Below are 24,495 nucleotides of genomic sequence, written 5' to 3'. Positions count from 1 at the left end.
AGCAGCCCCCGCCCGGCCGCGCCTGTGCCGGGACAGGCATCAGATCGACTCATCCTCGCGCTTGACCAGCGTCCAGCAGGGCGACTGCGCGAAGGTGTAGGTCTGCTGGTCGCTGCTGTCCGGCGTGCGGATCTGTACCTGTCGTTGCCCATCGGCCAGCGTGCTGACCTGCATCTCGCGGCCCTGCCCGGCCAACGCGGCGGGATCGGGCATCACCGGCCACTCGACATCGGCCAGCGCCAGGCGGCTTTCCACCTTGCGCGGTTCCGGCTCGGCCTCGGCATCGATGTAGCTGTCCAGCAGCGGATCGGCGGTGGCTTTTTCCTGCAGCGCGATCTCGTTGCCGAAGTGCTTCAGGAACGCATCGAACTGCGAGTAGGGGCATTCACCGCTGGCAGGCACCGGTGCGGGCTGGACCGCTGCCGCCGTGGACGACGGCGCGGGATGTGCAGGCGCCACTTCCGTGGGCGTCACCTGGGGCTCGGGCGTGCAGGCAACCAGGGCCACGCCACAGGCAAGCATCAGCACGGCAGCGGAACGGTTTCGACGCATGGGCTCATCCTGAATCCGGTTGGGTCGTCCCATGCTACCGCGCGCCCTACAATTCCGGCATTCCGCCTGACCGAGACTCTCCATGCGTCGCCTCCTGCTCATGATCGGCCTGCTGTTGCCCGCCCTGTGGCCAGCGCTGGCGATGGCCGTCGATGTCCACGAAGGCGATCTGCTGTTCGTCACCGCCGGCCGCAGCGGCCTCAGTGCGGCCATCGACGATGCCACCGGCAAGCAGGGCGCGCCCAGCTTCGATCATGTGGCCCTGGTCGCTGTGGCGCCAAACGGCTGGGAGGTACTGCATGCGGACGAGAAGGGATCGCGTCGGCAATCGCTGGTCGAGTTCCGCCAGGACGCCCGGGCCAAGCAGCGGCAGATCGTGGTCTATCGCCTGCGGGCACCGCAGCAGGCGGCGATCAAGGATGCGGTCGCCACCGCGCGCATGATGCTGGGCAAGCCGTACAACACGTCGTATGTGTTGAACGAGGACAGCTACTACTGTTCCGACTTCATCGAGCGTGCGTTCCGTGCGCACCATGTGTTCGCGCTGCAGCCGATGAACTTCCGCAATCCGCAGACCGGGCAGATCGCCCAGCACTGGGTCGATCTGTACCGCGGCATGGGCATGGAGGTGCCGCAGGATCAGCCCGGCACCAATCCCAATGACATGTCGGCCGCGCCGGTGCTGCAACGCATCGGCGTGCTGGAATAAGCGAAGCCCCGCGCGCGGCGGGGCTTCGGGGGTTGCCCAGGGTGGGTACCGACGTCACTCTTCCTCGTCCTGCCCACCTTGCTGCTGATTGCGCTGGTTGCGCTGCTGCTGTTCCTGCTGTTGTTGCTGCTGCTGGTCGCGGCCACGGCCCTGCTGCTGATCCTGCTGGTTCTGCTGGCCCTGCTGCTTCTGGTTCGGGTTCTGGTTCTGCTGTGCCATGTCCGATCTCCAAAGCCACGCGCGGAATGCGGTGGACGGGGCCATCGTCTGCAGCGAAGAGTTAATCGCGCGTTGGCGGACGGCTACACCTGTGTGTACGCGCGTGAATGAACGCGCGAAAGCCCTTGCGGCACAAGCCGCTGAAGGATTCATGCGGGTTCGGCATGTCCTCATGCCATCCCCAGCGTTGCTCGTATTCATGGCGCTCGCAGCCGGAAACACGCGCTGAACGAGGCTGGTTTCCCGGCGCATGCAGGGAAGCCAGCTCTGCATTCATGGCATCACCGGTGGCACATACGCCAGGGTCATGCCCAGCAGCCACAGCAGGCCCAGCACCAGCGGGATGTGCACCAGCAGCTGGATGAAGGTGAAGCCCACGATGTCGCGTGCCTTCAGGCCCAGCACGCCCAGCAGCGGCAGCATCCAGAACGGGTTGATCAGGTTGGGCAGGGCTTCGGCCGCGTTGTAGACCTGCACCGCCCAGCCCAGGTGCGCCTTCAGTTCGTTGGCGGCCTGCATCACGTACGGCGCCTCGATGATCCACTTGCCGCCACCGGACGGCACGAAGAAGCCCAGCACGGCCGAATAGACGCCCATCACCAGCGCGAACGAATCGGTGCTGGCCACGTGCACGAACAGGCTCGACAGCCGGTGCGCCAGGGTCTGCCCGTCACCGCCAGCGGCGTGGGTGAGGATCATCGCGATGCCGCCGTACAGCGGGAACTGGATCAGCACGCCGGTGGTACTCGGCACCGCCTTGGCCACCGCGTTGAGGAAGCTGCGCGGGCGCCAGTGCAGCAGCAGGCCCAACGAGATGAACAGGAAGTTGTAGGTATTGAGGTTGGCGATGGCGGTGATCACCGGCTTGTTGGCGAACTCGTTGAACAGCCAGCCGAACGCCAGCAGCGAGAGCAGCACGGTCAGCAGCGGGCTGTATTCCAGCCATTCGCCCGGGCGCGTGCGTCGCTGCAGCGGTTCCGGCTCGGCCTGTGCAGCACCGGGGAACTCCTCGGCGGTACGCGCACTACCCGCCGCGGGTGCCGTCAGCCAGGCGATCAGCAGCGAGACCAGGATCAGCACCGAGGTCAGCGCGATCGACTGCCACAGGAAGATGGTTTCGGTGAACGGCAGCACGCCGGTGATCTCCACCAGCCCCGGCGGCATGCTGGCCGGGTTGGCCTGCAGCTGTGCGGCCGAGGAACTGAGCCCCATTGCCCACACCGCACCCAGGCCGAGGTACGCCGAAGCACCGGCGGCGCGGTAGTCCATGCGCAGTTCGGTACGACGGGCCAGCGCACGCACCAGCAGGCCACCGAACACCAGCGAGAACCCCCAACTGAGCAGCGAGGCGAGCATGCTGACCAGGCCCACGTACACCACCGCACCGCGGCCGGTACGCGGCACCCGGGCGAGGAAATCGATGAAGCGTGCGACCACCGGCGCCGTCGCCACGGCGTAGCCACCGATGACCACGAAGGCCATCTGCATGGTGAAGGGAATCAGGCTCCAGAAGCCGTCACCGAAGGCGCTCGCGGTGGCCTGCGGGGTCGAGCCGAAGCCCATCGCGGCCAGCGCGACGATGACCACGCCCAGCACCGCGAACACATACGCATCGGGGAACCACTTTTCCGCCCAGGCGGCCGAACGCAGCGCTGCGCGCGCCATCCAGCCGTCCTGTACTGCTGCCGTAGAGGCCATCATTCACCCTCCCAGGTTCGATGGCCCGATTCTGGGCGGTGGGGTGCGGGCTGTCAGCCACCTATTGGTCGTAGGCGGCGGGGTCGGATCCCTCTCCACAGGAGAGGGCTCTGACCCCGAGCCGGGTATCGGCGCGGCAGAAGGGTCAGAGCCCTTTCCCACAGGAAAAGGGATCCGACCCCGGGCAATCAACGCAGCGCCAGGTCCACGGCGATGCCGGCAAACAGCGCGGCACCCACCCAGTTGTTGTGCAGGAACGCCTTGAAGCACGGGCCGCGTTCGCGGTTGCGGCAGATCCAGAACTCGTACACCACCAGCGCGGTGGCCACGGCCACGCCGGCCAGGTAGTACCCGCCCAGCCCGCCACGCACGCCGACCAGCGCCATCGTGGCCAGGAACAGTGCGTACAGCACGCCCTGGATGACCAGGTCGAGATCACCGAACAGGATCGCGGTGGAGTGCGAGCCCATCTTCAGGTCGTCCTCGCGGTCGACCATGGCGTACCAGGTGTCGTAGGCGGTGGACCACAGGATGTTGCCGGCATACAGCAGCCAGCCCAGCATCGGCACCTCGCCCTGCACGGCGGCGAACGCCATCGGGATGCCCCAGCCGAACGACATGCCCAGGTAGACCTGCGGCAGATGGGTGTAGCGCTTCAGGTACGGATAGCTGGCAGCCAGGAACACGCCGATGAAGCTCAGGCCGATGGTCAGCCCGTTCAGGGTCAGCACCAGGCCGAACGCCACCAGCATCAGTACGGCGAACAGCGCCAGCGCGGCGCGGCCGCTGATCGCACCGGTGGCCAGCGGGCGCGCCTTGGTCCGCTCCACATGCGGGTCGAGCCAGCGGTCGGCGTAGTCGTTGATGACGCAACCGGCCGAGCGGGTCAGCCACACGCCGGCGGTGAACACGAACAGCGTCCACAGCGGCGGCAGGCCGCCCGCGGCCAGCCACAACGCCCACCAGGTGGGCCACAGCAGCAGCAGCGTGCCGATCGGGCGATCAGCGCGCATCAGACTCCAGTAATGCCGCCAACGCGGCGTCGCCGGCGACTGCGGCGAAGTGAGGGGGGTATCAGCCATGGCGATAGGATACTCCTGCCCCTCCGGCAGGGCTTTGCCGGTGGGGGGAGATTTGTTCGGCGAAACTGGATAGAATGCCGGTCCCGCACCGCTTCATGGCGCTGCGATGCCCGCCCCGGCACTGGCCGACGGCGCGGCGGTTCTACAACGCGCCCGTAGCTCAGCCGGATAGAGTAGTGGCTTCCGAAGCCATTGGTCGGGGGTTCGAATCCCTCCGGGCGCGCCATTTTTCCTTCATTGCCTGTACGCAGCGTCCCAACCGGGCGATGCTGCGAAGTCGCAAGGAATCCGGCTCGCCGCCAGGAATGTCAGGGAATGAACGTTGCCGAGCGATGTTCGCAATCGGCAGCGTCCTGTACCACGATGGAGTAATTCGCGCCCGCGCTGGATGCGCCGGGCAGGAACAGGCCATCACCATCGAACAAAACGCTCTGCTGTTCACCCTGCCCGATCGACAGCCCGATCGCTCCCGGCGTGATTTCCTCAAGGATCACGTTGTAAGGCCGCCAGGCATCTCCGCCGGTTCGCCTCATCTCTGCGCGAGCGGTCCTTGAGTTCAACCTGCGTCTCTCATCCACCCACAGCTGAAGCGGCTGATCAGCATTGTGGGTGATCTGGAAGCGCCCGTAGGTCAGTCCGTCGACTCTCTCGGTGCCGACGTAGGTGAGATGGGCCGGCGGACACTTCGTGGTGCGGTTCGGATGCGCCGCACAGGATGTCAGTGCAACCACGAGGCAAAAGGCAGTCAGGCGCTTCATGGGTTCGAGGCCTGATGTGGGTTGTTGTCGCGGCGGCAAGCGGCAGTGAGGGCAACCAGCACTGCGCCCCAGAGCGGCGTGAGCAGCACGACGCTCATCACCGTCAGCGAAACCGGTACCTGCCAGAGCAGCGATGGGCTGAATCCGCTGAATCTATAGGCTTCCAGTACAAGCACCACGACCTGGGCCAGAAGGCCCGCGAGCAGCCCCAAGCCAGCCCCCTTGGCAAGCCGCCTGATCGTCAGGCGGCCAGCGGCGGGAACCCGTGCGCCAATTCCCAGCAACAGAAGGCTGACGGCATACAGCCAGAAGAAAACCTGATGTGAGTCGAAGGCGTAAAGCGCCCTGCCCACAAAGTGCAGGAACAGCCAGAGTGCTCCACACGACACCGCGTAGGCCAGCCCGTACCGAAGAATCTGCCTGGCTTTCATCTTGTACCTCTCCGAGGGCGTGCAGGCCGATCGCGTTCTTTGGTGGAGGAGCGCGGGAGCTCATGCACCTTGCATCCCGCTTGGCGCCCTACTCGCGCAACGCATCGCGCAGCGCTCGAGAGTACCTGCCTGCCTCCAGCGTTCGCAGCTGGGCCAGTGGAATCCGATACCTCCTGAACAGTGCGGCCAGTTCTCTTGCAAGCCCCTGGAGCGGAGCGCGTCGAACAGTATTGATGAGACCTTTTCCAAGGTATCCAAATTCATCTTCATACCAGACGCCGAATTCGAGTTTCTTAAGGCCAGGCTGGCACTGAGAAGAAGATTGCGACTGCCGGCCCACAGCGGGCATCTGCGCCCCCCAACAGTGGAGGTCATACGGAGAATATCTGAAAATCACTATCTGCATATTTCCCGCGCCCTGCCGAGAACTGCCGCGCTTGCCCGTCCGACTTCGAGCTTCCGTATCAATCCAGCACATTCAGGCCGATCCCCAGTTTTCGCTCCATAGATCACGGGCTCACCCTTCCTATCTACTCCGTCCAAATAGAGCTCTGCGCAATCACCAGCGATCGTACCAATGCGCACCGCACGAACCTTCTCGATACTGGCGTCTGGACCGGCTGCACCCTCGCACATCCCACCGTAATACGCACTACTCAGTTCCGCGTAGATGGGTTTCAGCTGCAGCTCCCCTAAGCGGTCATTCTCGCATGCGCTCAGGGCGAGCACACAGACGGACGCGACAGACAAAGCGCGCAGGAAGAAGCCTTTGGCATCGAGAGAACTCTTGAGCAACCCCGATTTCCTTTGACTGTTTTCCATTACCTCCCCAGAACGATCTGCTCGAACGCATTGGTCGCGCTGCGCCGATCTCCCTTGCGGTTGCCGAGCGCGCCATTGGTCGCACACCTGGCGTCATCCGCCAGGCAGTAGGCGGAGCTCGGCGCTTCAGCGCACTATAGCGCCGCCGAGCATCGACCGAATACGTTGGCGGGCTTCTCCCGAAGGCTCACGGCAACCACCCGTTGCTTCTGCTCACCGCAGCCCCCCATCACCCCATACATGATGAGAAGTCCCTTGTCGTTGACGTAGCCGATGAACTTGCCCCTACTTTCATCCGAAGCGGCCCTGACGAAGTAGACGCTCTCCCCGGGCGCTGGCTTCAGGTCACTCAACGTCATTGGACCGATCTTCCCTTCAACCTCTGATGCCGATACCACGGCCAGCGAATGCTCCAACATCCACTCCGCAATGGCTGCTTCACTATCAGGATCAAGCGTGGAAATGCGGTCAAGCGGCAGAGTCGTTGAATTGCCAGGGAAAATCGCATCGGACGAAACATCTACCCAGTCCGACTTCCATTCCGTATGTTGAGACTGGTGAATGCTGCAGCCCGCCAGCATTGGCAAGAGCAGCACCGCTGCACGCAAGATGGCAGCCTTCGGCATAGACATGAGAGCCCCAGAACGGGCCGGCCAAATGTCAATTACCATCTGCAACCCGTCCCGCAAAACGATCCAGGAACTGTACCTCGTGCCGAAGTTGCTGCACATGCCCATCTATTGACATACGACCGGTAGCCGAAAGCCCACGCCCATCCTCTGCGCACTATGTGAGCCTGGGGACTTAGTGGGTAGCTGGACGTTGCTAGCCCTCAATCGGCAAGTGACCTCTCTCTCCCTATCTTTTACTACCGCATCGTTGAGCTGCTATGCGGGCCGCTTGCTCAAGTTCAGAGTCCGCGGCTCTCACCCCGTTCAACGCGGCACTCTTGAGCCATGCGTATGCCTCACTTGATGACGCGCAGTCCTTCTTGTCCTTCAACATGAAGAACACGTTGTACTGTGCAATCGGGTGCCCCAGTGCTGCGGCATAGACAAGCCACATGTGGGAGCTGCCAGCCGTGCCTCTGCCCTCGAAGTGGCGTGAGATTCGAAACGCTGCCTCAGCGTCGCCCGCGTCTGCGCGGCCAGTCAACGCAAGTAGCTGCTTATCATCAAGCTCAGCGCCACTATCCGTCGCGATCGAGCCGTCAAGCTCAACCACCGGCCTTTCCGGCTGAGGGGGCACCTGCGCATTTACATACCCTGCACCCACCAGATACAGGAGAAGACCAGTCTTCTTGAACATGCTCATTTGACCCCACCCTCTTTCATGAAATTCACCCACTCTCCAGGATTGCTTTTGTCTTTTTTCCCTTCAGGTGTTTTTCCATAGTTTCCTTGACCCGGATACAAAGGATCGTTCTTTGCCCAGGTGTACTCGGTAGGCGCCTGAATCGTCATATTCAGCGCCTTAGATAGCTGCCGAGCTGGGATCGGCCCACCATTTACCGACTTACCTGTTCGACAGGAATAGAGCCTGATATACAGATACTTTGAAAGATCTGCATCGCGTCGAATTGACTGCGCCAGCGATTCAACAGACATGCTTCTACCATCCGGCCCTATGAAGTTATTTCCGTTGTGGTGAATGCTAATGGTAAGCATATCCGGGGGCGACGGAATCATTTTATTGCCCAGATAAGAATCAGGATTGTCGTGGGGTGGAATATAGTTTAGGTCGGTGAGCCCGTGTGGGTCGACCCGCCTTGCCGGGGAAGCGCTAGCGTACCCATAGGTCGAGATCCCCCCCATCAACCCAATCGGATCACTCTGCGAATACCGCCCCACCGCCGGGTCGTACTCGCGCTGGTAGTTGTAGAACAACCCACTCGCATCCGTCGCCTGCTGCCCCGGGAGGCGCAGTGCCAGCTCGAATGCCACACCATCGCCGTCCGGATTGGCACTCGCAATCTGGTTACCGAACACCTCGCTCTTGTTGGTCCACTCCCAGATCGCCACATCACGCACCGGATCAATCACCACGCGCGGCGTACCCAGACGATCCGGCTGCACGTAGGCCAGCTCCGGCACTCCAGCGCCTGGCGCGTTAATCAGCGCCCCCGGGTAGTTGTCCAGCCAGATGGCCTGCTGCTGCGCCTGCCCGGTCGCCGAGTAGTTGCCAACCCATTGCCCGGCTTCGTCATAGATCGTGACCTGCGCATCGCCACCAGCCGGGGTGCGCAGCACGCGCTCGCCGCGGTGGTTGTAACCGTAGCTCTCCAGTGTGGCGTTACCCTGCTTCACCGCATTCATGCGGTTGGCATCGTTGTAGGTGAAGGTCTTGCTGCCGATGCCGGTGGTGTTGCCCGCTGCGTCATGGGTGCGCGCCTCGCCATCCACCGCAGTCAGGCGATGGCTGGTCGCGGGATAGGTTTAAATGGCGGGGCCGCCGAGGCCCTGTGCATTCCTCAGCAGGCGTCACCGCACCGACGTGCCCTGCCATCACTGTGTCTTCCCAACCTGGCTAGGGTACGCCCTGGCCCATATCCAACTAGGTGATTCACGCAGTGGCAGCTCCTGTTTCGCCACAGTCTCCAGCTTGATGATCTCAGTTTCGCCTCGTTTGTTAATTCTAGTCCGCGCTCCGCGCGGTTTCAGGGCAGGATGGCCTCCGGTTCACTGTTGCCCTTAGCTCTCGTATTCCATCCCGCACATATCCTATGTGACCCAGATGGCAAACCTTCAGCACGTAACGAGTCTTGTCCGGATAAACATATCCAACAACCGGAACCGGAGTAGTACTTGTACCAATTACGGCCCCTCCCTCTGCCGAATCATAGACTTCGATCACTCCCTCCGGCACAACTTCCCTGCCCTTGTGTTCGCAGGAGGTGGCAGTGAAGACTGAGCAGATAAAAAAAATGCCAAGAATGAATTTCATCATCTTTTCCCGCGATGAATGGTTGAGTCATCAGACATCCACCAAAGTAGGTGGTTTATTGATTCCGGAAGAATCATGTTCACAGGCTGAAGCTCCTTACCAATCTCCCGCATGCAGTTCTGCAACGGCGTCCCGCAGTTATTATTTATTGCACTGTACTCCCCCTGCGGCCTCGCGAGACATGCCGATAGTTTTGACTCCTGCTGCGGTGTAAGTTCTATTGTATGCTTAATTCCAGTGCGCAAATTAAGCTGAGATGAAACGTAGTTTGTACTTATTGAGTTGCCCGCAGGGCCAAATGAGTAATCGACACCATTTGAAGTTGTCGATATGTGCCCGAAAGAGGAATGCAGCTTTCCATAGCTCGGCAGCCCTCCCTCATAGGGGAGCGGCATCCATACCCAGACGTCGACCAGCCCCTTTTCATCGACCTTCGAAAGAGGCTTCCCGGAAGCATACAGGTACGTACCAATCCCTCCCGTCAACCCAATCGGATCACTCTGCGAATACCGCCCCACCGCCGGGTCGTATTCCCGCTGGTAGTTGTAGAACAACCCACTCGCATCCGTCGCCTGCTGCCCCGGGAAGCGCAGCGCCAGCTCGAACGCCACACCATCTCCATCCGGATCAGCGCTCGGAATCTGGTTGCCGAACACCTCGCTCTTGTTGCTCCACTCCCAGATCGCGACATCGCGCACCGGGTCGATCACCACGCGCGGCGTGCCCAGATGATCCGGCTGCACATAGGCCAGCTCTGGCACACCGGTACCCGGCACGCTGATCAGCGCCACCGGGTAGTTGTCCAGCCAGATCGCCTGCTGCTGCGCCTGGCCCGTGGCCGAGTAGTTGCCCAGCCACTGCCCCGCCTCGTCATACAGGGTGATCTGCGCTGCGCCACCGGCCGGGGTACGCAGTACGCGTTCACCGCGATGGTTGTAACCGTAGCTTTCCAGTACGGCATTGCCCTGCTTCACCGCGTTCATGCGGTTGGCATCGTTGTAGATGAACGTCTTGCTGCCGATGCTGGTGGTGTTGCCCGCTGCGTCATGGTTGCGTGCTTCGCCATCCACCGCAGTCAGGCGATGGCTGGTTGCGGGATAGGTGTAGCTGGCAGTGCCCGCCGAAGTGGTCAGCGAAGTGCGATTACCCGTGGTGTCGTAGGCATAGGTTTCGATCGGCGTGCCGGTCGTACCGTCCTGGGTCTGGGTCAGGCGGCCCAGCGTGTCGTAGGCGTACTTGGCCAGCACCGTCGAGCCTGTGCCGTTCTTCAGCTCGGTGATCGAGCCGACCGGATCATAGCCATAGCCCAGCGACAGGCCACCGGCGGCCGGGTCATGCACCGCGTGCGGGCGGTAATCCAGATCCAGCGGACGCTGCAGCTGGCGGCCGTTGCCGTAGGTCCAGCCGGTCGCCGGGCCGAAGGCCGCATAGGTCACGTTGTTCACCACGATCTGGCGCGCCTGGCCAGGCCGGGTCAGGCCGATCTGGCTGATGCGGCCCTGGGCATCACGCACGTAGTCAGCCACGCTGCCATCCGGGTAGGTCAGCGCGGCCAGGCGACCCGACTTGCTGTAGGCATAGCGCAGCGTGCTGGCGACACCATTGACGGTCTGCACCTTGCGGGTGACCTGGCCGAAGCGGTCGTGGCAGTACTGGGTGCTGCCATTGGCATGCAGCACCTGCCCCAGGCGTCCCTTGGCAAAGCGTTCGTCGGCGGCACAGACCGCTGGCGCCACGTCATAGCTGTAGCCCACGTCCAGATTGGGGTCCGGGTAGGCAATGCCGATCAGGCGGTTGAGTGCATCGTAGTGATAGGTAGCGGTGACGGCGCGCGCATCGGTGGCCGTCTTGCGATTGCCTGCCGCATCCACGGTGAAGCTGCTGGCGCCACTGTCCGGGCTGACCTGGCCGGTCAGGTCACCGAAACCGTTGTAGGCATAGGTGGTATGCAGGCCCTTCGGGTCAGTGACCTGGGTGACCTGGTCCAGCGCGTTGTACTGACTGCGGATCTCCGCCGCGACGCCACCCACATCCTGCAGGGACTGGGCCAGTCGGTTGAGCGGGTCGTACTGCTGGCTGGTCACGCGCTGCAGGGCGTCGGTCACGGTCTGCGGGTTGCCGTTGGCATCGTAGGCGAAGCCGGTGGCGTGATTGCCTGCGTCCTTCAATGCGGTCAGCTGGCCAAGCGTGTTGAAGGTCCGTGCCAGGGTCCGGCGCAGGGTGCCGCCAGTGTCCAGCGTGTCCTCCTTGAGCCGGTTGCCGGCGTTGTCCAGCGCATAGTGAATGGTGTTGCCGCTGTTGTCCGCAATATCGGTCAAGCGCTGGGCGGCGTCATAGACATAGGTGACACTGCTGCCGTCCGGCTCGGTGACCTGCTGCACCTGGCCGGTCGGCCAGTAGCTGATCTGGGTCACCCGGTCCTCGGCTGTGGTGGCACCGCGCACGGTGACCGAGGTCGGCCAGCCACGGGCATGGTAGGTGTAGGCGGTGATCACGCCATTGGCATCCTTCGCCGACAACGGCCGCCCGAGTGCGTCGTAGGCCAAGGTCTCGACCGTCTGGCCCAGCGCATTGGTCACACTGCGCAGGTCACCCTTGCGATAACTGCAAGCACCATTGGCCGCGCATCCCGCGTCGTCCGCAGTGTAGTAGGCATAGGTGGACACATCCGCCACATCACTGCGTGGGCCATCCACGCTACGCAGCAGTCCCACCAGCGGGCACTCCGGCCCTTCGGCCTCACAGTAGGTCTGCGTGGTGATGCGGGTATCACCGGTCACCCTGTCGCGCACGGTGACGGTGGTTGGCTGGAGGCGCGCATTGCGTGCGATGCGCACCTCACGGTTACCGATGGCCTGCTGCACCAGCCGATTGCTGTCCATGGCCACGCGCGTTTCGCTGACGCGCTGATCCGGAGTACCGGCCGCTTCGGTGGTGGTGGTCACACTGACAGCACCTGCGGCAGCGTCGCTGGCCTCCGCATAGGCGTAGTTGGTAACAACGCCACGGCGATCGGTCACCGACTGCAGCCGACGCCGGAAATCGGTGCCCTCGGGCAGATAGGCGCGAGTGATGCTGCCGTTGCTTTCGGTGATGCCATTGACCTTGCGCGGAAGGCCACTGGTGCCGCTGGCAGTCAATGCGTACGTACTCTGCTTGCCCAGTGCGTCGGTGACGATGGTGGTGCCTGCCGGGGTGTACTCCAGGCGCACGCCATCAATGCCCACGTTGGCTTGGCTGCAATCGCCGGAATGGCGGCTGCAGGTGACTCGCCCTTGCGTGTCATAGCCGTACCAGCTGTAGCGCTGGTTGTCTTCGGCGGTCACGCCGGTCAGGTAGCCCGGGAAGCGGGTGTCCTCATAGTGATACGTACGGCTGGCACCGTCGGCATAGGTCGCGGTGATCAGTTCCCCGGCCGGAGAATAGGCGTAGCTCACCACAGGCTGGCCGGCGATCACCAGGGCCGAGATCAGTGAATCGTCGCCCGGCGCGAGGTACTGGACATCCACGCGCCGACCGGTTGAATGGGTGATGCTGAGCAGGCGGCCGCGGCTGTCGTGTGCATAGGTCAGCGAAGTACCGTCTTCGAAATCACGGCGCTGCATCAAGCCATCAGCATCAAAATAAATGCGCTCTCCGGCACGTGAAAGTTGCCAGTTGGTGCCCTGCTGGACCGCGCGATCGCCGCTTCCGTCCATGGCTTCGTAGCTTGCCCCCACTTTCTGGAATGCGGTCTGCCCGCCATCGGCGCCGATCAGCCCAACTTTCAGTGCGGAGCTGGGAGGGAAGGTGGAATCGTCTACGCCTGTGGTAAGCCGCAGATTGTGGGAATGGGTCCAGCCCGTACCCAACGCGCCGCCCGCCGTGCTCGTCAGGGAGTGATAGTGGCGTTGGAAGCTCACCCATCCAAGGTTGAAATCCGGCTCAGGCTGGGATTTATCGCCAGTGGTCGGATCACACGGGTTACCAACAGGACACTGCTGCGGCGGCAGCGGCGCGCTTGTGTAGGAGAGCATGGGCGACATGTGCGGCTCGTCCTGCTGGACCAGTGAGCACATCTGCAGGGCCTCATTCCACGTCAGGGATGGTCGATTCGGACAAAGCGCCGTTCTGGCCCGGCGCACATGCTCCCACCCCACTATCGACGAGCATTCTTGAGTGCTCTGATGATAGAAGTTCAAGGTGTAATGGAAATCCTTCTCCTCGTTGGTCACGCTACCGTCGTCGCCCCTGCCAAGTCCAAGGAGCTCCACCCAAGGATCCTCCGTGAGTGAAGTCGCCGGGCACTGCGGGTCGCTGACGCGGGTAGCGAGGATCACGCTACGAATCTGATCTTCGGATGAGTACTCCTGCCCTGAGTGGATGTAGACCCAGTCGGTAGCAACGATCTTCTCGGGTCTCACCCGGTAATCGTAGATGACCTTCTTTCCAAGGACGCGTTGGCGTTTGACATGCCAATCGAAGGGTTTGTCCTTTTCGTACTGGGAAAAGAGCGACTTGATGTCCTTCTGCACCGCCGCTTCGGTGGCTCGCGGCTGGCCCATCGACAGGTAGCTCTCCCACTTCTTCTGCACCTCCTGCGCCTGCGCAGCCCAAGGAGCCAAGCTCCCTAGCGCGATCATCGCCAGTGCGGCACACGAAATGGTCTTCAGTCGTTCCAACATCCCTGTTCTCCTTCCTGGACGAACGCAGCACCGGCAGGAACGAGAACGTGGGGCTAATGCCTCGCCACGTCATGCTTCGGATCGTCCCTGGTCCGGAATGCGGCCTGACCGCACGGTGAACGTTATCTCCGATGTGGTTTAAACATTCAAGTCAGAAAGTGTGGAGCGGGTCGGATTTCAGAGTTTTCTGATAAAGCGAGCGGCCGACCGAACAAGCAGCCGAGCGTGGGCTCGGCTCTACAAGGCGAATGCCTCCAGAAACGGAAACACCGGGCAGTGCCCGGCGTCTCCGTCACAGCGTGGAAGGGTGTAAACCTCAATACTTACCGTCGAACGCGAAGATCGGCTTGCGCGTCTTCCACGCACCAGCAGTAAAGTCCGGGAACTCCAGCGTCTGGAAGCCGTTGGCGATCGACTGCTCGCTCAACGGGGTAATCGCACTCCAGGTCACCGCGTCGTAGATGTCGATCGGCATCGGTGCCTTGGCCTTCAGCGCTTCAACAAATGCATGGATGACGAACCAGTCCATGCCACCGTGGCCGGCGCTGGCGGCGGTGTCGGCATTCTGCTTCCACAGCGGGTGTTCGTACTCATCCTGGTACTTCTTGAACTCCTCCCACTGGTGCGGCGGGCTGCGGCCTTCGATGTGGATCGAATGGTTGACGTCCATCCACAGGCCCTTGGTGCCCTGCACGCGGAAGCCCATCGAGTACGGGCGCGGCAGCGAGGTGTCGTGCTGCAGCAGGATGGTCTCGCCGTTCTCGCAGGCCAGCGTGGTGGTCACGATGTCGCCGAGCTTGAACTTCACCTTGGTGCTGGGGTGGGTGGTGCCGCCACTCTTGGCCACGGTGTATTCGTGCAGGCCACGCGCCTTGGTCGCGAAGGCGTTGATGTGGGTGAAGCGGTTGCCACGGTTGATGCCGGTGTACATCGCGCACGGGCCGATGCCGTGGCTGGGATACAGCTCGCCGTTGCGCTCCACCGAATGCTCGGTGCGCCAGCGTGCTTCGCTCCAGCCCTTGGGACCGAACTCCACGCCGCTGTCGTAGGGCTGGTTGGGATCGCCGGAATTGAACTTCACGCCGCGCAGGTCGTGCTGGTAGCCGGCCTGCAGATGCACCAGTTCGCCGAACAGCCCCTGGCGCACCATCTGCAACGCCGCCATCACGTCGCGACGGTAGCAGACGTTCTCCAGCAGCATGTACGGGGTGCCGGTGCTCAGCTGGGTCTTCAGCACGTCCCAGTGGTCCTGCAGGGTGATGCCGGCCACCACTTCGCAGCCGACGGCCACGCCGGCCTGCATCGCGGCTATCGACATCGGTGCGTGGTATTCCCACGGCGTGGCGATGATCACGCCATCGATGCCCTTCTGTTCCAGCAGGCGCTTCCATGCGTTGGTGTCGCGGTCCTGGCCATAGGTCTTCGGCGCGGGCTTGCCGGCCTTCGCCACCATCTCTGTGGCACGGCCCAGCATGATCGGCTCGATGTCGCACAGGGCAACCACTTCGACGTCGTCGCGACGCACCAGCTCCTTCAGCAGCACCAGCCCGCGCATGCCGGTGCCGATCATGGCCAGGCGCACCTTGCGTCCGCGTGCCCAGGCGGGGGTCTGCGGCAGCAGGCTGCTGGCGGCAACAGCGGCACTGGCCGCGATGAATTCCCTACGCTTCATGGCAAACATCTCTCCTCTTGGCAGCGTGCCGGCCGCAGCCGGCACGCCAGGTCACGCAAACGGAATTACTTGAACCGGTAGCCGATGGTCACACTGTAACCACGACCGAAGATGGTTGCGTAGTCACTGGAGTCACCCAGGAAGCTGTTCGGATCGTAGAACGGCAGGCGGTTGAACAGGTTCTTGACGGTGAAGCTCAGGTTCCACGCATCGTCCGGGCGCCAGGTGACGCTCATGTTGGCGGTCCACCACGACGGTGCACCATCGCACTTGCTCTTCTGCAGGGCCAGGTAGCCGCCGGTGCAGGTTTCCCTGTTGTTGCTCTCTTCGTCGATCTGGTCGGTGGCCCACTTGGTGCCGCCCACGTAATTGACGAACATGCTGGTGGTCACCTGCTTGTAGGTCCAGTCGGCATTGAGCGTGGCGCGCAGGCGCGGATTGTTGTAATAACCCACAACGTCGCCGTAGTACCAGCCGTTCTCCGCGTCCATGTAGAAGCGGTTGCGGTTGGCGATGGTGGCGGCCAGGCCGATGTTCAGGTTGCCCCAGTCGCCCAGCGAGAAGCGGCTGCGCGCATCGATGTCGAAGCCGTCGATCAGGGTCTTGCCGCGGTTCTTGTACTGGCCGACCACGCTGGCCACGTTGCCGGCGGAGTAGCCCGGCAGAGTGGCCGGGCAGCTCACGCCGCTGGCCGGATCGGCGCACATTGCCGCCAGCTGGGCCAGGTTGGCACGGTCGCTGTCGGTGATCGGCGAGCGCGACATCGAGATGATGTCTTCCATGCGGCGATAGTCCGGCGCGACGATTTCATTGTTGCGGTAGATGAACCAGTAGTCGGCCGACACCGACAGCCAGCTGGCCGGCTCGTAGACGAAGCCGAGGGTGGCGATCTTCGCCTTCTCCGGCTTCAGGTCCTTGTTCGGCTGGGTCATGCGCGCCACGGTGCGGCTGCAGTCGACGTTCAGCAGGGTCTTGCCGAGGTCGACGTCACCCGGCCGCTGCGACTTCAGCAGCAGGTTGGCGATGGCGTTGGTCTCGCCGCAGCGCAGTTCGTCACGGAAGCCACCGAGCTGGGCGAACACGCCGCCGTTGCCGGACTCGGCCAGGCTCGGTGCGCGGAAGCCGGTGGAATAGGTGCCGCGCAGCATCAGCTGATCGAACGCCTGGTACTTGAAGCCGATCTTCGGCGCGATGTTGGCGCTGAAGTTCGGGTACTTGTCCACGCGCACCGCCGCATCCAGTTCCAGCTTGTCGGTGATCGGCGCCACGGTCTCGGCGAACAGCGCGTAGGTGTTGCGCTTGCCGTCGAACCACGAGCCGCCCTGCTGGGTGATCAGGCCATTGGCCGCATCGGCGTTGCCCGGGGTGTAGAAGGTCTCACGGCTGGCGTTGAAACCGAACGCGGCGCGCATCTCGCCGGCCGGCAGCTGGAACAGCGGTCCTTCGATCTTGCCGTCCAGGGTATGCAGGCGGGTCCACGACTGGATGTCGAAGGTCGGGAACGCTTCACGGATCAACGCGGCGTTGGCTTCGCTGATCTCGCCGAACTTGTAAGCCGGGTGGTCGGAGATGATCACCCGACCGGTGCCCGGATCGATCGTGTATGGGCCGAAGGCCTTCTCGAAGCCCTTGGTGTTGACGTTGATCGTCTGGTAGGTGGTGGAGTGGGTACCCGCGCTGGCGAATGCGGTTTCCCAGTTCCAGTCGCCCCGGTTGCCACGCGCACCGGCCAGCACGCGGTAGCTCTTGTCGGTATTGCGCTGGCCGAAGTAGTTCGGGCCGGCATCCTGCAGCAGGTAGTTCAGGCCGACCACGCCGCCCATCATGGCCCTCAACTGCGGGCTGGCGTGGTTGTACTCGTTGTTCGGGCCCAGGAACGGGTACAGGAACTGGTTGACGGTGTTGCCGGTATTGCGCGAGAACCAGCTGGTCGGGTTGCCGGTGGTGGTGCCATAGGTGCGCGGCGTGCCGCCGTTGGCGCGCAGGTCGATGTCGGTATAGGTCGCCTCGGCGAAGATCTCGGTGTTGTCACCGACCAGGAAGGTGCCGTTGAGGTAGGCGGTGTTGCGCTCGGACTTGGCGCCGGCATCGATCTCGTTGTTCATCCAGGTTTCCCAGACGCAACGCGGGCCGGCCGCTTCACTGGTCAGCACGTTCCTGCAGCCCGGCGCAGCTTCCTGCACGCGGCGGCCGGTGACCGGATCGAAGGCGAAGTAGGTGCCCGGATTGAATTCACCCGGCTTGCTGCCCACGCCCAGGCGCAGGTTGTTGAGGTAGTTCGGATTGTTGACGTAGTACTGGTCGGGCCGCTTGTCGTAGAAATCGCTCAGCGGGATCGCGTCGCGGCGGTACATGTTCACCGCGCCGTAGATGTTGAAGCGGTTCTCGGCCAGGTCGCCGAAGCCGGCGGTGATGCTGGCCTGGCGTTCGCCGTAGGAGTCGATGCGCGAGGAGGTGTCGTTGGTGAAGCTGACCTCGGCACCCTGGAAGTTGCGCTTGGTGATCACGTTGATCACGCCGGCCACCGCGTCGGTGCCGTACACCGCCGAGGCACCGTCGGTCAGCACTTCCATGCGCTCGATGGCCGCGGCCGGAATCGCATCGATGTTGACGAACTGGGTCTGGAACCCGGCCGGTGCACCGTAGTACGACAGGCGGCGACCGTTCAGCAGCACCAGCGTGCCCTGGGCACCGAGGCCACGCAGATTGGCCTGCGAGGCACCGTCGGAACCGGTGAACAGCGAGCGCGCGTCCTGCTGCGCCGGGCGGGCGGCCGGCAGGTTGTCGAGCACCTGCAGCAGCGTGCGCGCACCCATGTTCTGGATGTCCTGCTTGCTGATCACCTGCACCGGCGAGGCGGTTTCAACGTCGGTGCGGCGGATGTTGGAACCGGTGACCTCGATGCGGGCCAGGTCGGTGGCCTTGTCCTTGCTCTCTTGGGCGAAGGCGGGAACGGCGACCGACAGCAGCACGCCGGCGATGGCCAGCGTCAGCGGAGCGATCGAGCGACAGGGGGGGCGGTGGTGGCGGGCGGGCAACATCGGGGTTCTCTCCTGGCAGGGGTGCGGCGCAAAAAGTGAGCGCGTGGGCGTTCGGCGGGCAAAACGCTCCCGGGCCACGGCCATGAGGGCCGTAGTCGGATTGGGCGGGGGGAGGAGCGGTGTTACGTAGGGGTCATGGGGCGACGATGCTGGCGGAGTCGCCCTCCTGGCCGATCAGTACGGCGTTGGCCCAGTTGGCGCAGACCTGGGCGGGTTGGCTGCCCTGCGCACCCAGCGTGCGCAGGCTCAGGGTGGAAAGGCCACGGATGTCCAGCTCCGGCTTGACCACGCCGGGCGCCTTGACCAGGCCGCTGTCGTACAGCAGGCGGTTGTCACCCCAGACCTGGAACTGCAGGCCGCCGGCGCTGCGGCAGGCGTCGTCGATGCCGAGGTCGGCGCGCAGCAGGTGCCAGCCGCCCTGCAGGCGCAGGTCGATGCGGCTGCTGGCGCCGACGCCCAGGCCACGGCGGAACTGCAGGCCGTTCATGCGCATTCCGGCGTCGCCACGGAAGGACTGGTCGGTGCGCACCTGGCTGGCCAGCGCGGCCGGCACCGGCAACTCGGAGAGATAGCGCTGCCGGGCCGGTCGCTCCGGTTCCTGGTGTTCAAGAATGTGGAAGGTGGACAGGGCGATCGGGCCGACATCGCGCGGCTGCAGTGCATCGAACGCGCGGGCGCTGCCCTGTGCGGCGGTGACCATCGGGTCGGTGCTGCTGGCGCCGTCGCCTTCGGGGTTCTGCACGCTCATCACGCGGAAGCGCAGCAGGCGGCCGGCGTGGGCCGGGAAGTCGATGCGCTGCACGCCTTCCTTCAACTGCAGGCGGCCGCGGGCGATCGGCTCGCCCCACTCACCGTTGCTGTCGCCCAGGTAGACCTCATAGTCACGTACCTGCCCGTGCTTCCAGTTCTTGTCATTGCGTGGCGCGATGTCGATGCCATCGATCATCTTCCGCTCGCCGAAGCCGATCACCCACTCGTGGGCGCCGGTGCGCACGGCCTGGTTGCGCACGCTGCGGAACCAGGTGGCCGGATCGTCGTCGAAGGCGTTCTCCAACGCATGGCCAGGCTCTTCGGCCGGGCGGTTGACCACCAGCAGGCTGTCGGCCGGCAGTTCGCGGCCCAGCACCGGCGCGGCCGGATAGGCATCATCGGCGGCTGCGGCAGCGACTGCGAAGTCCAGCTGCAGCTGCAGTGGCTGGCGGATGTCCTGGGTGGCGGTACGCACATGCACGGTGCCGCGGCGGTCCTTGGCATCGAAGTACCAGCCCTCGTTGGCGCTGTTGAAGGCGGCAGCATCGGCCAGCGCCGGCAGCGCGCGGCCACCGGCCTGCACCGCACGTGGTGCCTGCCGGCTGAGTACGCGCAGGCCGTAGCGGCGCTGCGCCAGCTGGCCGTTGTACTGGCCCTGCACGGCGTCGATCTGCACCTGCACCGGGCCACTGCCCTGCGCCGGCGCCTGCACGCGGATTACCTGCGTGCTCGACTCGCCCTGCTGATAGCGGCGCGTGTTGCCATCGTCTTCGTACAACGTGTACTGCGAGTCGCCCTGCGGGTACAGGTCGAAGGTCACTTCATCGAGCGGTTTTTCGCCATCGAACAGCATCGACGGGTACATCGGCAGGATCGCACCGGCACGCACGAACACCGGCAGCGTGGCCAGGTCCACCTGGCGGTCGAGCTGGCGGCCATCGGCGGCGGCCTGCACGCGACGGCCATCCCAGTAGTCGATCCAGCCGCCGGCCGGCAGGTGGATGTCGCGGCGCCAGCCACGGCTGGCGGCCTGGCTGCGGTGCACCGGCGCCACCAGCAGGTCGCGGCCGAGCAGGAACTGGTACTTGTAGGTTTCATCCTGCGCATGCGGGTCGCGCGGGTTGTCCCACATCAGGCCACGCACCGGCGGTGCACCGGTCTGCGCGGCCTCGTGCACCAGCCCATACATGTATGGCGTCAGGCGCATCTTCAACTTCAGGTAGTCGCGGTTGATGCTGCGGTAGGGCTCGTCGTACCACCACGGGTGCTTGCGCGCGTTCGACGACCAGCCGCTCATGCCCATCAGCACCGGCGTGAACGCCTTCCACTGCAGGTCGCGGGTGAAGGTCTCGGCGCTTCCGCCGAAGATCGCATCCACATCGCCGCTGGCGTAGGCCATGCCGGACAGGCCCGAACCGACCAGGGTCGGCACGTGCCAGCGGATGTAATCCCAGCTGCTGCTCTGGTCGCCGGTCCATGCCACCGCGTAGCGCTGGATGCCGGCCCAGCCCATCACCGTCCACAGGAACGGGCGCGAATCGGAATTGTCGAGGATGCCGTTGAATGCCTGGCGGTTGGCGTCCATCGCGAACTGGTAGCCCTTGCCGGTCCAGGCCACGTCCAGCTTCTGCACGCGGCTGCCGGCCTTGCCCACTTCCCACGCGATCTTGTCGACGCCGTTCTCGGTCCACAGGCCGGTGCGGAAGCCGTAGCCGGCCAGCCCCTTCACCGTTTCCGGCAGCTGCTTGTAGCCGCAGCCGTAGCCATCGTTGGGCAGGATCCAGCCACCGGGCATGTCGTGGGCGCGGTACTGCTTGGCCACGCTGTCGATCACATCGGGCGTGGTGCCGGTCGGGCCGTCGCTCCAGCCTTCGGGCACGGTGCCGGGCTTCCTGCTGTTGTCGCCGTCGTTGTAGCAATCGGCATCGCCGTAGGACAGCGCCCAGCGCGCGACCATGTTGGGGCGGCCGGTCAGCTGGGTGTAGCGTTCGATCAGCTTGGGCAGGTCGGCGCCCACGAAGTAGTACGCATCGAAGCGGTCTTCGCGATGCAGCAGCGTGGCCTGGTCGCTCTGGCGCAGGTCGTAGCTGCCATCGCTCCATGTATTGCGCAGCATGCCCCAGCCACGGCTGCTCAGCAGCATCGGCGCCGGGCTCGGCCGATCACCTTCTTCCCAGCCACCGGAATAGGACACCTCCAGCTCGCGGCCCTTGAACTGGTAACGGCCGTTCTGCTGGCCACCACCGAAGTAGCCCTCATCGGCCTGCGAGGACAGCACCTGCACGCTCTGCGTGGCATCCAGGTCCAGCGGTTGCAGTTCCTGCCACAGCGCGGTGGGCTGGCCGTTGTCCAGCCGTTCCAGGCGCAGGCGCAGCGGCTGCCGCTGTACATGAAGTACCAGTGCCTCGGTACGCACGCGGATTTCCTGTGCGTCTTCTTCCAGCTGTGCCTGCACGCTCGCCTTGGGCTGCGGCAGCACGATCGGTGCGGCCTTGTCGCCGGCGCCGGTCAACGTGCCGTTGCGGCCGGCCTGCACGCGGATGATGTCGGTCGCCGGCAGTTCAATGCGGATGCGCGCGCCCTTGTCGGTCTGCAGGTCCCAGCCCTGCACGCCGTCGCGGCTGGCGCTGGCGCTGACCGTACGCAGGTTGCCGACCGGCTCGGCGCGGGCCGTCATGGACGCCAGCATCAAGGCCGGCACCAGGGCCAGCCTCAGCGGCGAGCGACGAACGCAGTTTTCCACGCGGACTCCCAACCCGTTCACCGGGCGTTTCGAAAGCGGTTGGGCCGACTCTAGGGCAGCGATTCGAAAGATGTCAACAAATTGAAAGGAAAAAGGAAGATATATTCCATTGAAACGAAAGTTGCTGCGCCGCAATACTTTGTGTAAACGCTTGCAGGTGCCTGTTAAGCATTGTGCGATACGGCATTCAGTCGGTCCTTTCGTTTTTCCCGGCATCGCGCGCAAGGCAAAGCCACCCACCTTTTTTCTTTCTTTTTACTTTCGATGTTTGACATTTCGAAAGAAAACGCAGATGGTGCGCTGGCCCAACTGGAACCTCCGAATGGACGTCACCCTGCTTTCCGATGTGTCCGCCTGGCAGCGCCTTGGCGGAGCCGATACCGCTACCGAAATCGCCCAGCAGCCTGCGCTGTGGGAAGCCCTGGCACAGGACCTGTCGCGTGCCCGCGACCGCCTGCAGGCCTTCCTCGGCGACAGCCTCAACGATCCCAACCAGCGCGTGCTGTTCACCGGCGCCGGCAGCTCCGGCTTCATCGCCGAAATGGTGGCCGACGCGATCAACGCGCAATGGCCTGCCGAGGTGCGCGTGGTGCACACCACCAGCCTGCTGACCCACCCGGCGCTGTACCTGCAGCGCGACCGTCCGACCCTGCTGGTCTCGTTCGGCCGCAGTGGCTCCAGCCCGGAGAGCGTGGCGGCGGTTGACCGCGTGCGCAGCGACGTGGATGACGCGCGCTTCCTCGACATCACCTGCAACGCCGATGGCGAACTGGCCCGCCGTGGGGCCGGCCGTGCCGATACCTGCACTCTGCTGATGCCGTCGGCCAGCTGCGACCGCGCCTTCGCCATGACCAGCAGCCTGACCTGCATGCTGCTGGCCGCGCTGACCGTGTTCGATCGTTCGCCGTGGGATGCGCGCGTGACGCGCCTGAAGCAGATCGCCGCACTGGCCCGCGAAGGCCTGGCGCAGTGGGATGCACCGGTGGCGACACTGGCGCAGCGCCCGTTCAACCGCATCATCTACCTCGGCAGCGGCCCGCTGGAAGCACTGGCACGCGAGTGCGCGCTGAAGGTGCTGGAGCTCACCGCTGGCCGCGTGCTGGCGCTGGCCAACACACCCCTGGGCTTCCGTCATGGCCCGAAGTCGACGCTGGATGGCAACACCCTGGTGGTGGTGCTGCGCAGCGTGCAGCCGCTGGCGCGCCGCTACGAACAGGACCTGCTGGAAGAACTGCGCCGCGACGGCGTGGCCGGCCAGGTGCTGGCGATCGGTCCGCATTCGGACATCGGCGCCGACGACGAATACACCCTCACCGTGCCGGCACTGGACGATCCGTGGCTGGCACCGGTGTGGCTGGGCTTTGCGCAGCTGTTCGCACTGCAGCGCTCGGCCGCGCTGGGCCTGACCCCGGACAACCCGTTCCCGGACGGCACCGTCAACCGCGTCGTCAAGGGCGTCACCATCCACCATGGCTGAGCTGATCGCCCACGCCTGCTACGGCATCGACATCGGCGGCACCAAGATCGAGCTGGTGGCGTGCGATGCGGCGATGCAGGTTACCTGGCGCCGCCGCGTGGCCACCCCACAGGGTGACTACGACGGTTTCCTGCAGGCAGTCGTGGCGCTGGTCGCCGAGGCCGATGCCGCACTGGGCCGTAGTGATGCGGCGATCGGCATCGCCCTGCCCGGCGTGCGCGACCGACGCAGCGGCCGCCAGCTCAGCGCGAACGTGCCTGCGTTGACCGGCCACAGCGTGGCCGCGGATCTGCAGGCGCGGCTGCAACGCCCGCTGCATTTCGGCAACGACCTGCAGTGTTTTGCCCTGTCTGAAGCACACGGCGGTGCCGCCGACGGCTACCCCAGCATGTTCGGCGCCATCCTCGGCACCGGTGCTGGCGGTGGTTTCTGCGTGCAGGGCCGCCTGCTGACCGGTTTCAACGGGCTGGCCGGCGAATGGGGCCACTGGAGCGTGCCCGGTCATCTGCTGCAGCGCCACGGCCTGCCGCTGATCGACTGCGCCTGCGGCCTGCAGGGCTGCGTGGAGCGTTATGTGTCCGGCAGTGGCGTGGCGATGATCGAGCGCCACCTTGGTGGCAGCGCCGCCGACGCCAGCGCGGTGATCGCCTTGGCCGAAGCCGGTGATGCCCGCGCGCGCAAGGCGCTGGACATCCATCGCGACCTGCTCGGCCACAGCCTGGCCGCGCTGGTGCTGGCGCTGGACCCGCACGTGATCGTGCTCGGCGGCGGCCTTTCGCAGTACGCGCCGCTGTACCAGCACCTGCCCGCCGCCATCGCCGCCCACCTGTTCAAGGGTGTGCAGGTGCCACCGATCGTGCCGCCACGCTTCGGCGATGCCGGTGGCGCACGTGGTGCCGCCCTGCTCGCCTGCCAACCCTCGTTTTCCTGATGT

General features: G+C 64.3%; 15 protein-coding genes, 1 tRNA gene and 1 pseudogene. 4 read left to right on the top strand and 13 right to left on the bottom strand.

What is annotated here, in order from left to right; genetic code table 11:
- Nucleotides 1–39: 39 nt before the first annotated feature.
- Nucleotides 40–552 carry a hypothetical protein gene (locus AC5P98_RS06770; RefSeq protein WP_032958753.1) on the bottom strand — a complete coding sequence of 171 codons (513 nt, stop codon included), beginning with the start codon at nt 550–552 and terminating at the stop codon, nt 40–42.
- A gap of 82 nt (nt 553–634) precedes the next feature.
- Between AC5P98_RS06770 and AC5P98_RS06765 the strand changes: the two genes are divergently transcribed.
- Nucleotides 635–1,261, top strand: a complete 627-nt coding sequence (locus tag AC5P98_RS06765; protein ID WP_049408871.1) for a YiiX/YebB-like N1pC/P60 family cysteine hydrolase — start codon at nt 635–637, stop codon at nt 1,259–1,261.
- 54 nt (nt 1,262–1,315) lie between these two features.
- Here AC5P98_RS06765 and AC5P98_RS06760 read toward each other — a convergent pair whose 3' ends face one another.
- The 3 genes from AC5P98_RS06760 to ubiA form a co-directional block, all read right to left on the bottom strand.
- On the bottom strand, nt 1,316–1,480 hold the full coding sequence (locus tag AC5P98_RS06760; protein ID WP_005414774.1) for a hypothetical protein: 165 nt from the start codon (nt 1,478–1,480) through the stop codon (nt 1,316–1,318).
- 273 nt (nt 1,481–1,753) lie between these two features.
- Nucleotides 1,754–3,178 carry a short-chain fatty acid transporter gene (locus AC5P98_RS06755; protein ID WP_014038818.1) on the bottom strand — a complete coding sequence of 475 codons (1,425 nt, stop codon included), beginning with the start codon at nt 3,176–3,178 and terminating at the stop codon, nt 1,754–1,756.
- Nucleotides 3,179–3,366: 188 nt separating this feature from the next.
- Nucleotides 3,367–4,260 carry a 4-hydroxybenzoate octaprenyltransferase gene (ubiA, locus tag AC5P98_RS06750; protein ID WP_005411493.1) on the bottom strand — a complete coding sequence of 298 codons (894 nt, stop codon included), beginning with the start codon at nt 4,258–4,260 and terminating at the stop codon, nt 3,367–3,369.
- 149 nt (nt 4,261–4,409) lie between these two features.
- Between ubiA and AC5P98_RS06745 the strand changes: the two genes are divergently transcribed.
- A tRNA-Arg gene (locus AC5P98_RS06745) sits at nt 4,410–4,486 on the top strand.
- Between the two features lie 82 nt (nt 4,487–4,568).
- On the opposite strand, the gene AC5P98_RS06740 is transcribed toward AC5P98_RS06745, so the two are convergent.
- From AC5P98_RS06740 to AC5P98_RS06700, 9 genes and pseudogenes are all read right to left on the bottom strand, one after another.
- Nucleotides 4,569–5,018, bottom strand: coding sequence for an adhesin (locus tag AC5P98_RS06740; protein WP_495229919.1), 450 nt, complete (start codon nt 5,016–5,018; stop codon nt 4,569–4,571).
- Nucleotides 5,015–5,449, bottom strand: coding sequence for a hypothetical protein (locus tag AC5P98_RS06735; protein ID WP_049408873.1), 435 nt, complete (start codon nt 5,447–5,449; stop codon nt 5,015–5,017). Before AC5P98_RS06735 ends, AC5P98_RS06740 begins: the two co-directional genes overlap by 4 nt.
- A 956-nt stretch (nt 5,450–6,405) precedes the next feature.
- Nucleotides 6,406–6,903: a hypothetical protein gene (locus AC5P98_RS06730; protein ID WP_495229918.1), complete on the bottom strand. Its 498-nt coding sequence runs from the start codon at nt 6,901–6,903 to the stop codon at nt 6,406–6,408.
- A 226-nt stretch (nt 6,904–7,129) separates the two neighbouring features.
- Complete coding sequence (locus tag AC5P98_RS06725; RefSeq protein ID WP_049408874.1) at nt 7,130–7,585, bottom strand: SEL1-like repeat protein; 456 nt, start codon at nt 7,583–7,585, stop codon at nt 7,130–7,132.
- Nucleotides 7,582–8,706: pseudogene (locus tag AC5P98_RS06720) on the bottom strand (RHS repeat-associated core domain-containing protein); the annotation flags it as partial. The pseudogene AC5P98_RS06720 and the gene AC5P98_RS06725, both read right to left, overlap by 4 nt.
- A 507-nt stretch (nt 8,707–9,213) precedes the next feature.
- On the bottom strand, nt 9,214–13,878 hold the full coding sequence (locus AC5P98_RS06715; RefSeq protein WP_234413104.1) for an RHS repeat-associated core domain-containing protein: 4,665 nt from the start codon (nt 13,876–13,878) through the stop codon (nt 9,214–9,216).
- A 316-nt stretch (nt 13,879–14,194) separates the two neighbouring features.
- Nucleotides 14,195–15,550 carry a Gfo/Idh/MocA family protein gene (locus AC5P98_RS06710; RefSeq protein WP_169411271.1) on the bottom strand — a complete coding sequence of 452 codons (1,356 nt, stop codon included), beginning with the start codon at nt 15,548–15,550 and terminating at the stop codon, nt 14,195–14,197.
- Nucleotides 15,551–15,615: 65 nt separating this feature from the next.
- Entirely contained in the window at nt 15,616–18,591 is a 2,976-nt protein-coding gene (locus AC5P98_RS06705; RefSeq protein WP_049405396.1) for a TonB-dependent receptor, read from the bottom strand.
- A gap of 133 nt (nt 18,592–18,724) precedes the next feature.
- On the bottom strand, nt 18,725–22,084 hold the full coding sequence (locus AC5P98_RS06700; RefSeq protein WP_262085516.1) for a TIM-barrel domain-containing protein: 3,360 nt from the start codon (nt 22,082–22,084) through the stop codon (nt 18,725–18,727).
- A 322-nt stretch (nt 22,085–22,406) separates the two neighbouring features.
- Here AC5P98_RS06700 and AC5P98_RS06695 point away from each other — a divergent pair, with 322 nt between their 5' ends.
- Nucleotides 22,407–23,561, top strand: a complete 1,155-nt coding sequence (locus tag AC5P98_RS06695) for an SIS domain-containing protein (protein ID WP_049405400.1) — start codon at nt 22,407–22,409, stop codon at nt 23,559–23,561.
- Nucleotides 23,554–24,492: an ROK family protein gene (locus tag AC5P98_RS06690; protein WP_049405402.1), complete on the top strand. Its 939-nt coding sequence runs from the start codon at nt 23,554–23,556 to the stop codon at nt 24,490–24,492. The genes AC5P98_RS06695 and AC5P98_RS06690 overlap by 8 nt, the downstream gene beginning before the upstream one ends.
- Nucleotides 24,493–24,495: the final 3 nt, after the last annotated feature.

It is taken from the genome of Stenotrophomonas sp. YJH_SMC_135 (genome assembly GCF_059372355.1).
The sequence above is the reverse complement of the archived record's forward strand: the minus strand, read 5'-3'. Positions and strand labels throughout refer to the sequence as shown.

Coding starts and splice junctions, on each gene's coding strand:
- AC5P98_RS06770 (WP_032958753.1), bottom strand. CDS start 552: ATGCGTCGAAACCGTTCCGCTGCCGTGCTGATGCTTGCCTGTGGCGTG.
- AC5P98_RS06765 (WP_049408871.1), top strand. CDS start 635: ATGCGTCGCCTCCTGCTCATGATCGGCCTGCTGTTGCCCGCCCTGTGG.
- AC5P98_RS06760 (WP_005414774.1), bottom strand. CDS start 1,480: ATGGCACAGCAGAACCAGAACCCGAACCAGAAGCAGCAGGGCCAGCAG.
- AC5P98_RS06755 (WP_014038818.1), bottom strand. CDS start 3,178: ATGGCCTCTACGGCAGCAGTACAGGACGGCTGGATGGCGCGCGCAGCG.
- ubiA (WP_005411493.1), bottom strand. CDS start 4,260: ATGGCTGATACCCCCCTCACTTCGCCGCAGTCGCCGGCGACGCCGCGT.
- AC5P98_RS06740 (WP_495229919.1), bottom strand. CDS start 5,018: ATGAAGCGCCTGACTGCCTTTTGCCTCGTGGTTGCACTGACATCCTGT.
- AC5P98_RS06735 (WP_049408873.1), bottom strand. CDS start 5,449: ATGAAAGCCAGGCAGATTCTTCGGTACGGGCTGGCCTACGCGGTGTCG.
- AC5P98_RS06730 (WP_495229918.1), bottom strand. CDS start 6,903: ATGTCTATGCCGAAGGCTGCCATCTTGCGTGCAGCGGTGCTGCTCTTG.
- AC5P98_RS06725 (WP_049408874.1), bottom strand. CDS start 7,585: ATGAGCATGTTCAAGAAGACTGGTCTTCTCCTGTATCTGGTGGGTGCA.
- AC5P98_RS06715 (WP_234413104.1), bottom strand. CDS start 13,878: ATGTTGGAACGACTGAAGACCATTTCGTGTGCCGCACTGGCGATGATC.
- AC5P98_RS06710 (WP_169411271.1), bottom strand. CDS start 15,550: ATGAAGCGTAGGGAATTCATCGCGGCCAGTGCCGCTGTTGCCGCCAGC.
- AC5P98_RS06705 (WP_049405396.1), bottom strand. CDS start 18,591: ATGTTGCCCGCCCGCCACCACCGCCCCCCCTGTCGCTCGATCGCTCCG.
- AC5P98_RS06695 (WP_049405400.1), top strand. CDS start 22,407: ATGGACGTCACCCTGCTTTCCGATGTGTCCGCCTGGCAGCGCCTTGGC.
- AC5P98_RS06690 (WP_049405402.1), top strand. CDS start 23,554: ATGGCTGAGCTGATCGCCCACGCCTGCTACGGCATCGACATCGGCGGC.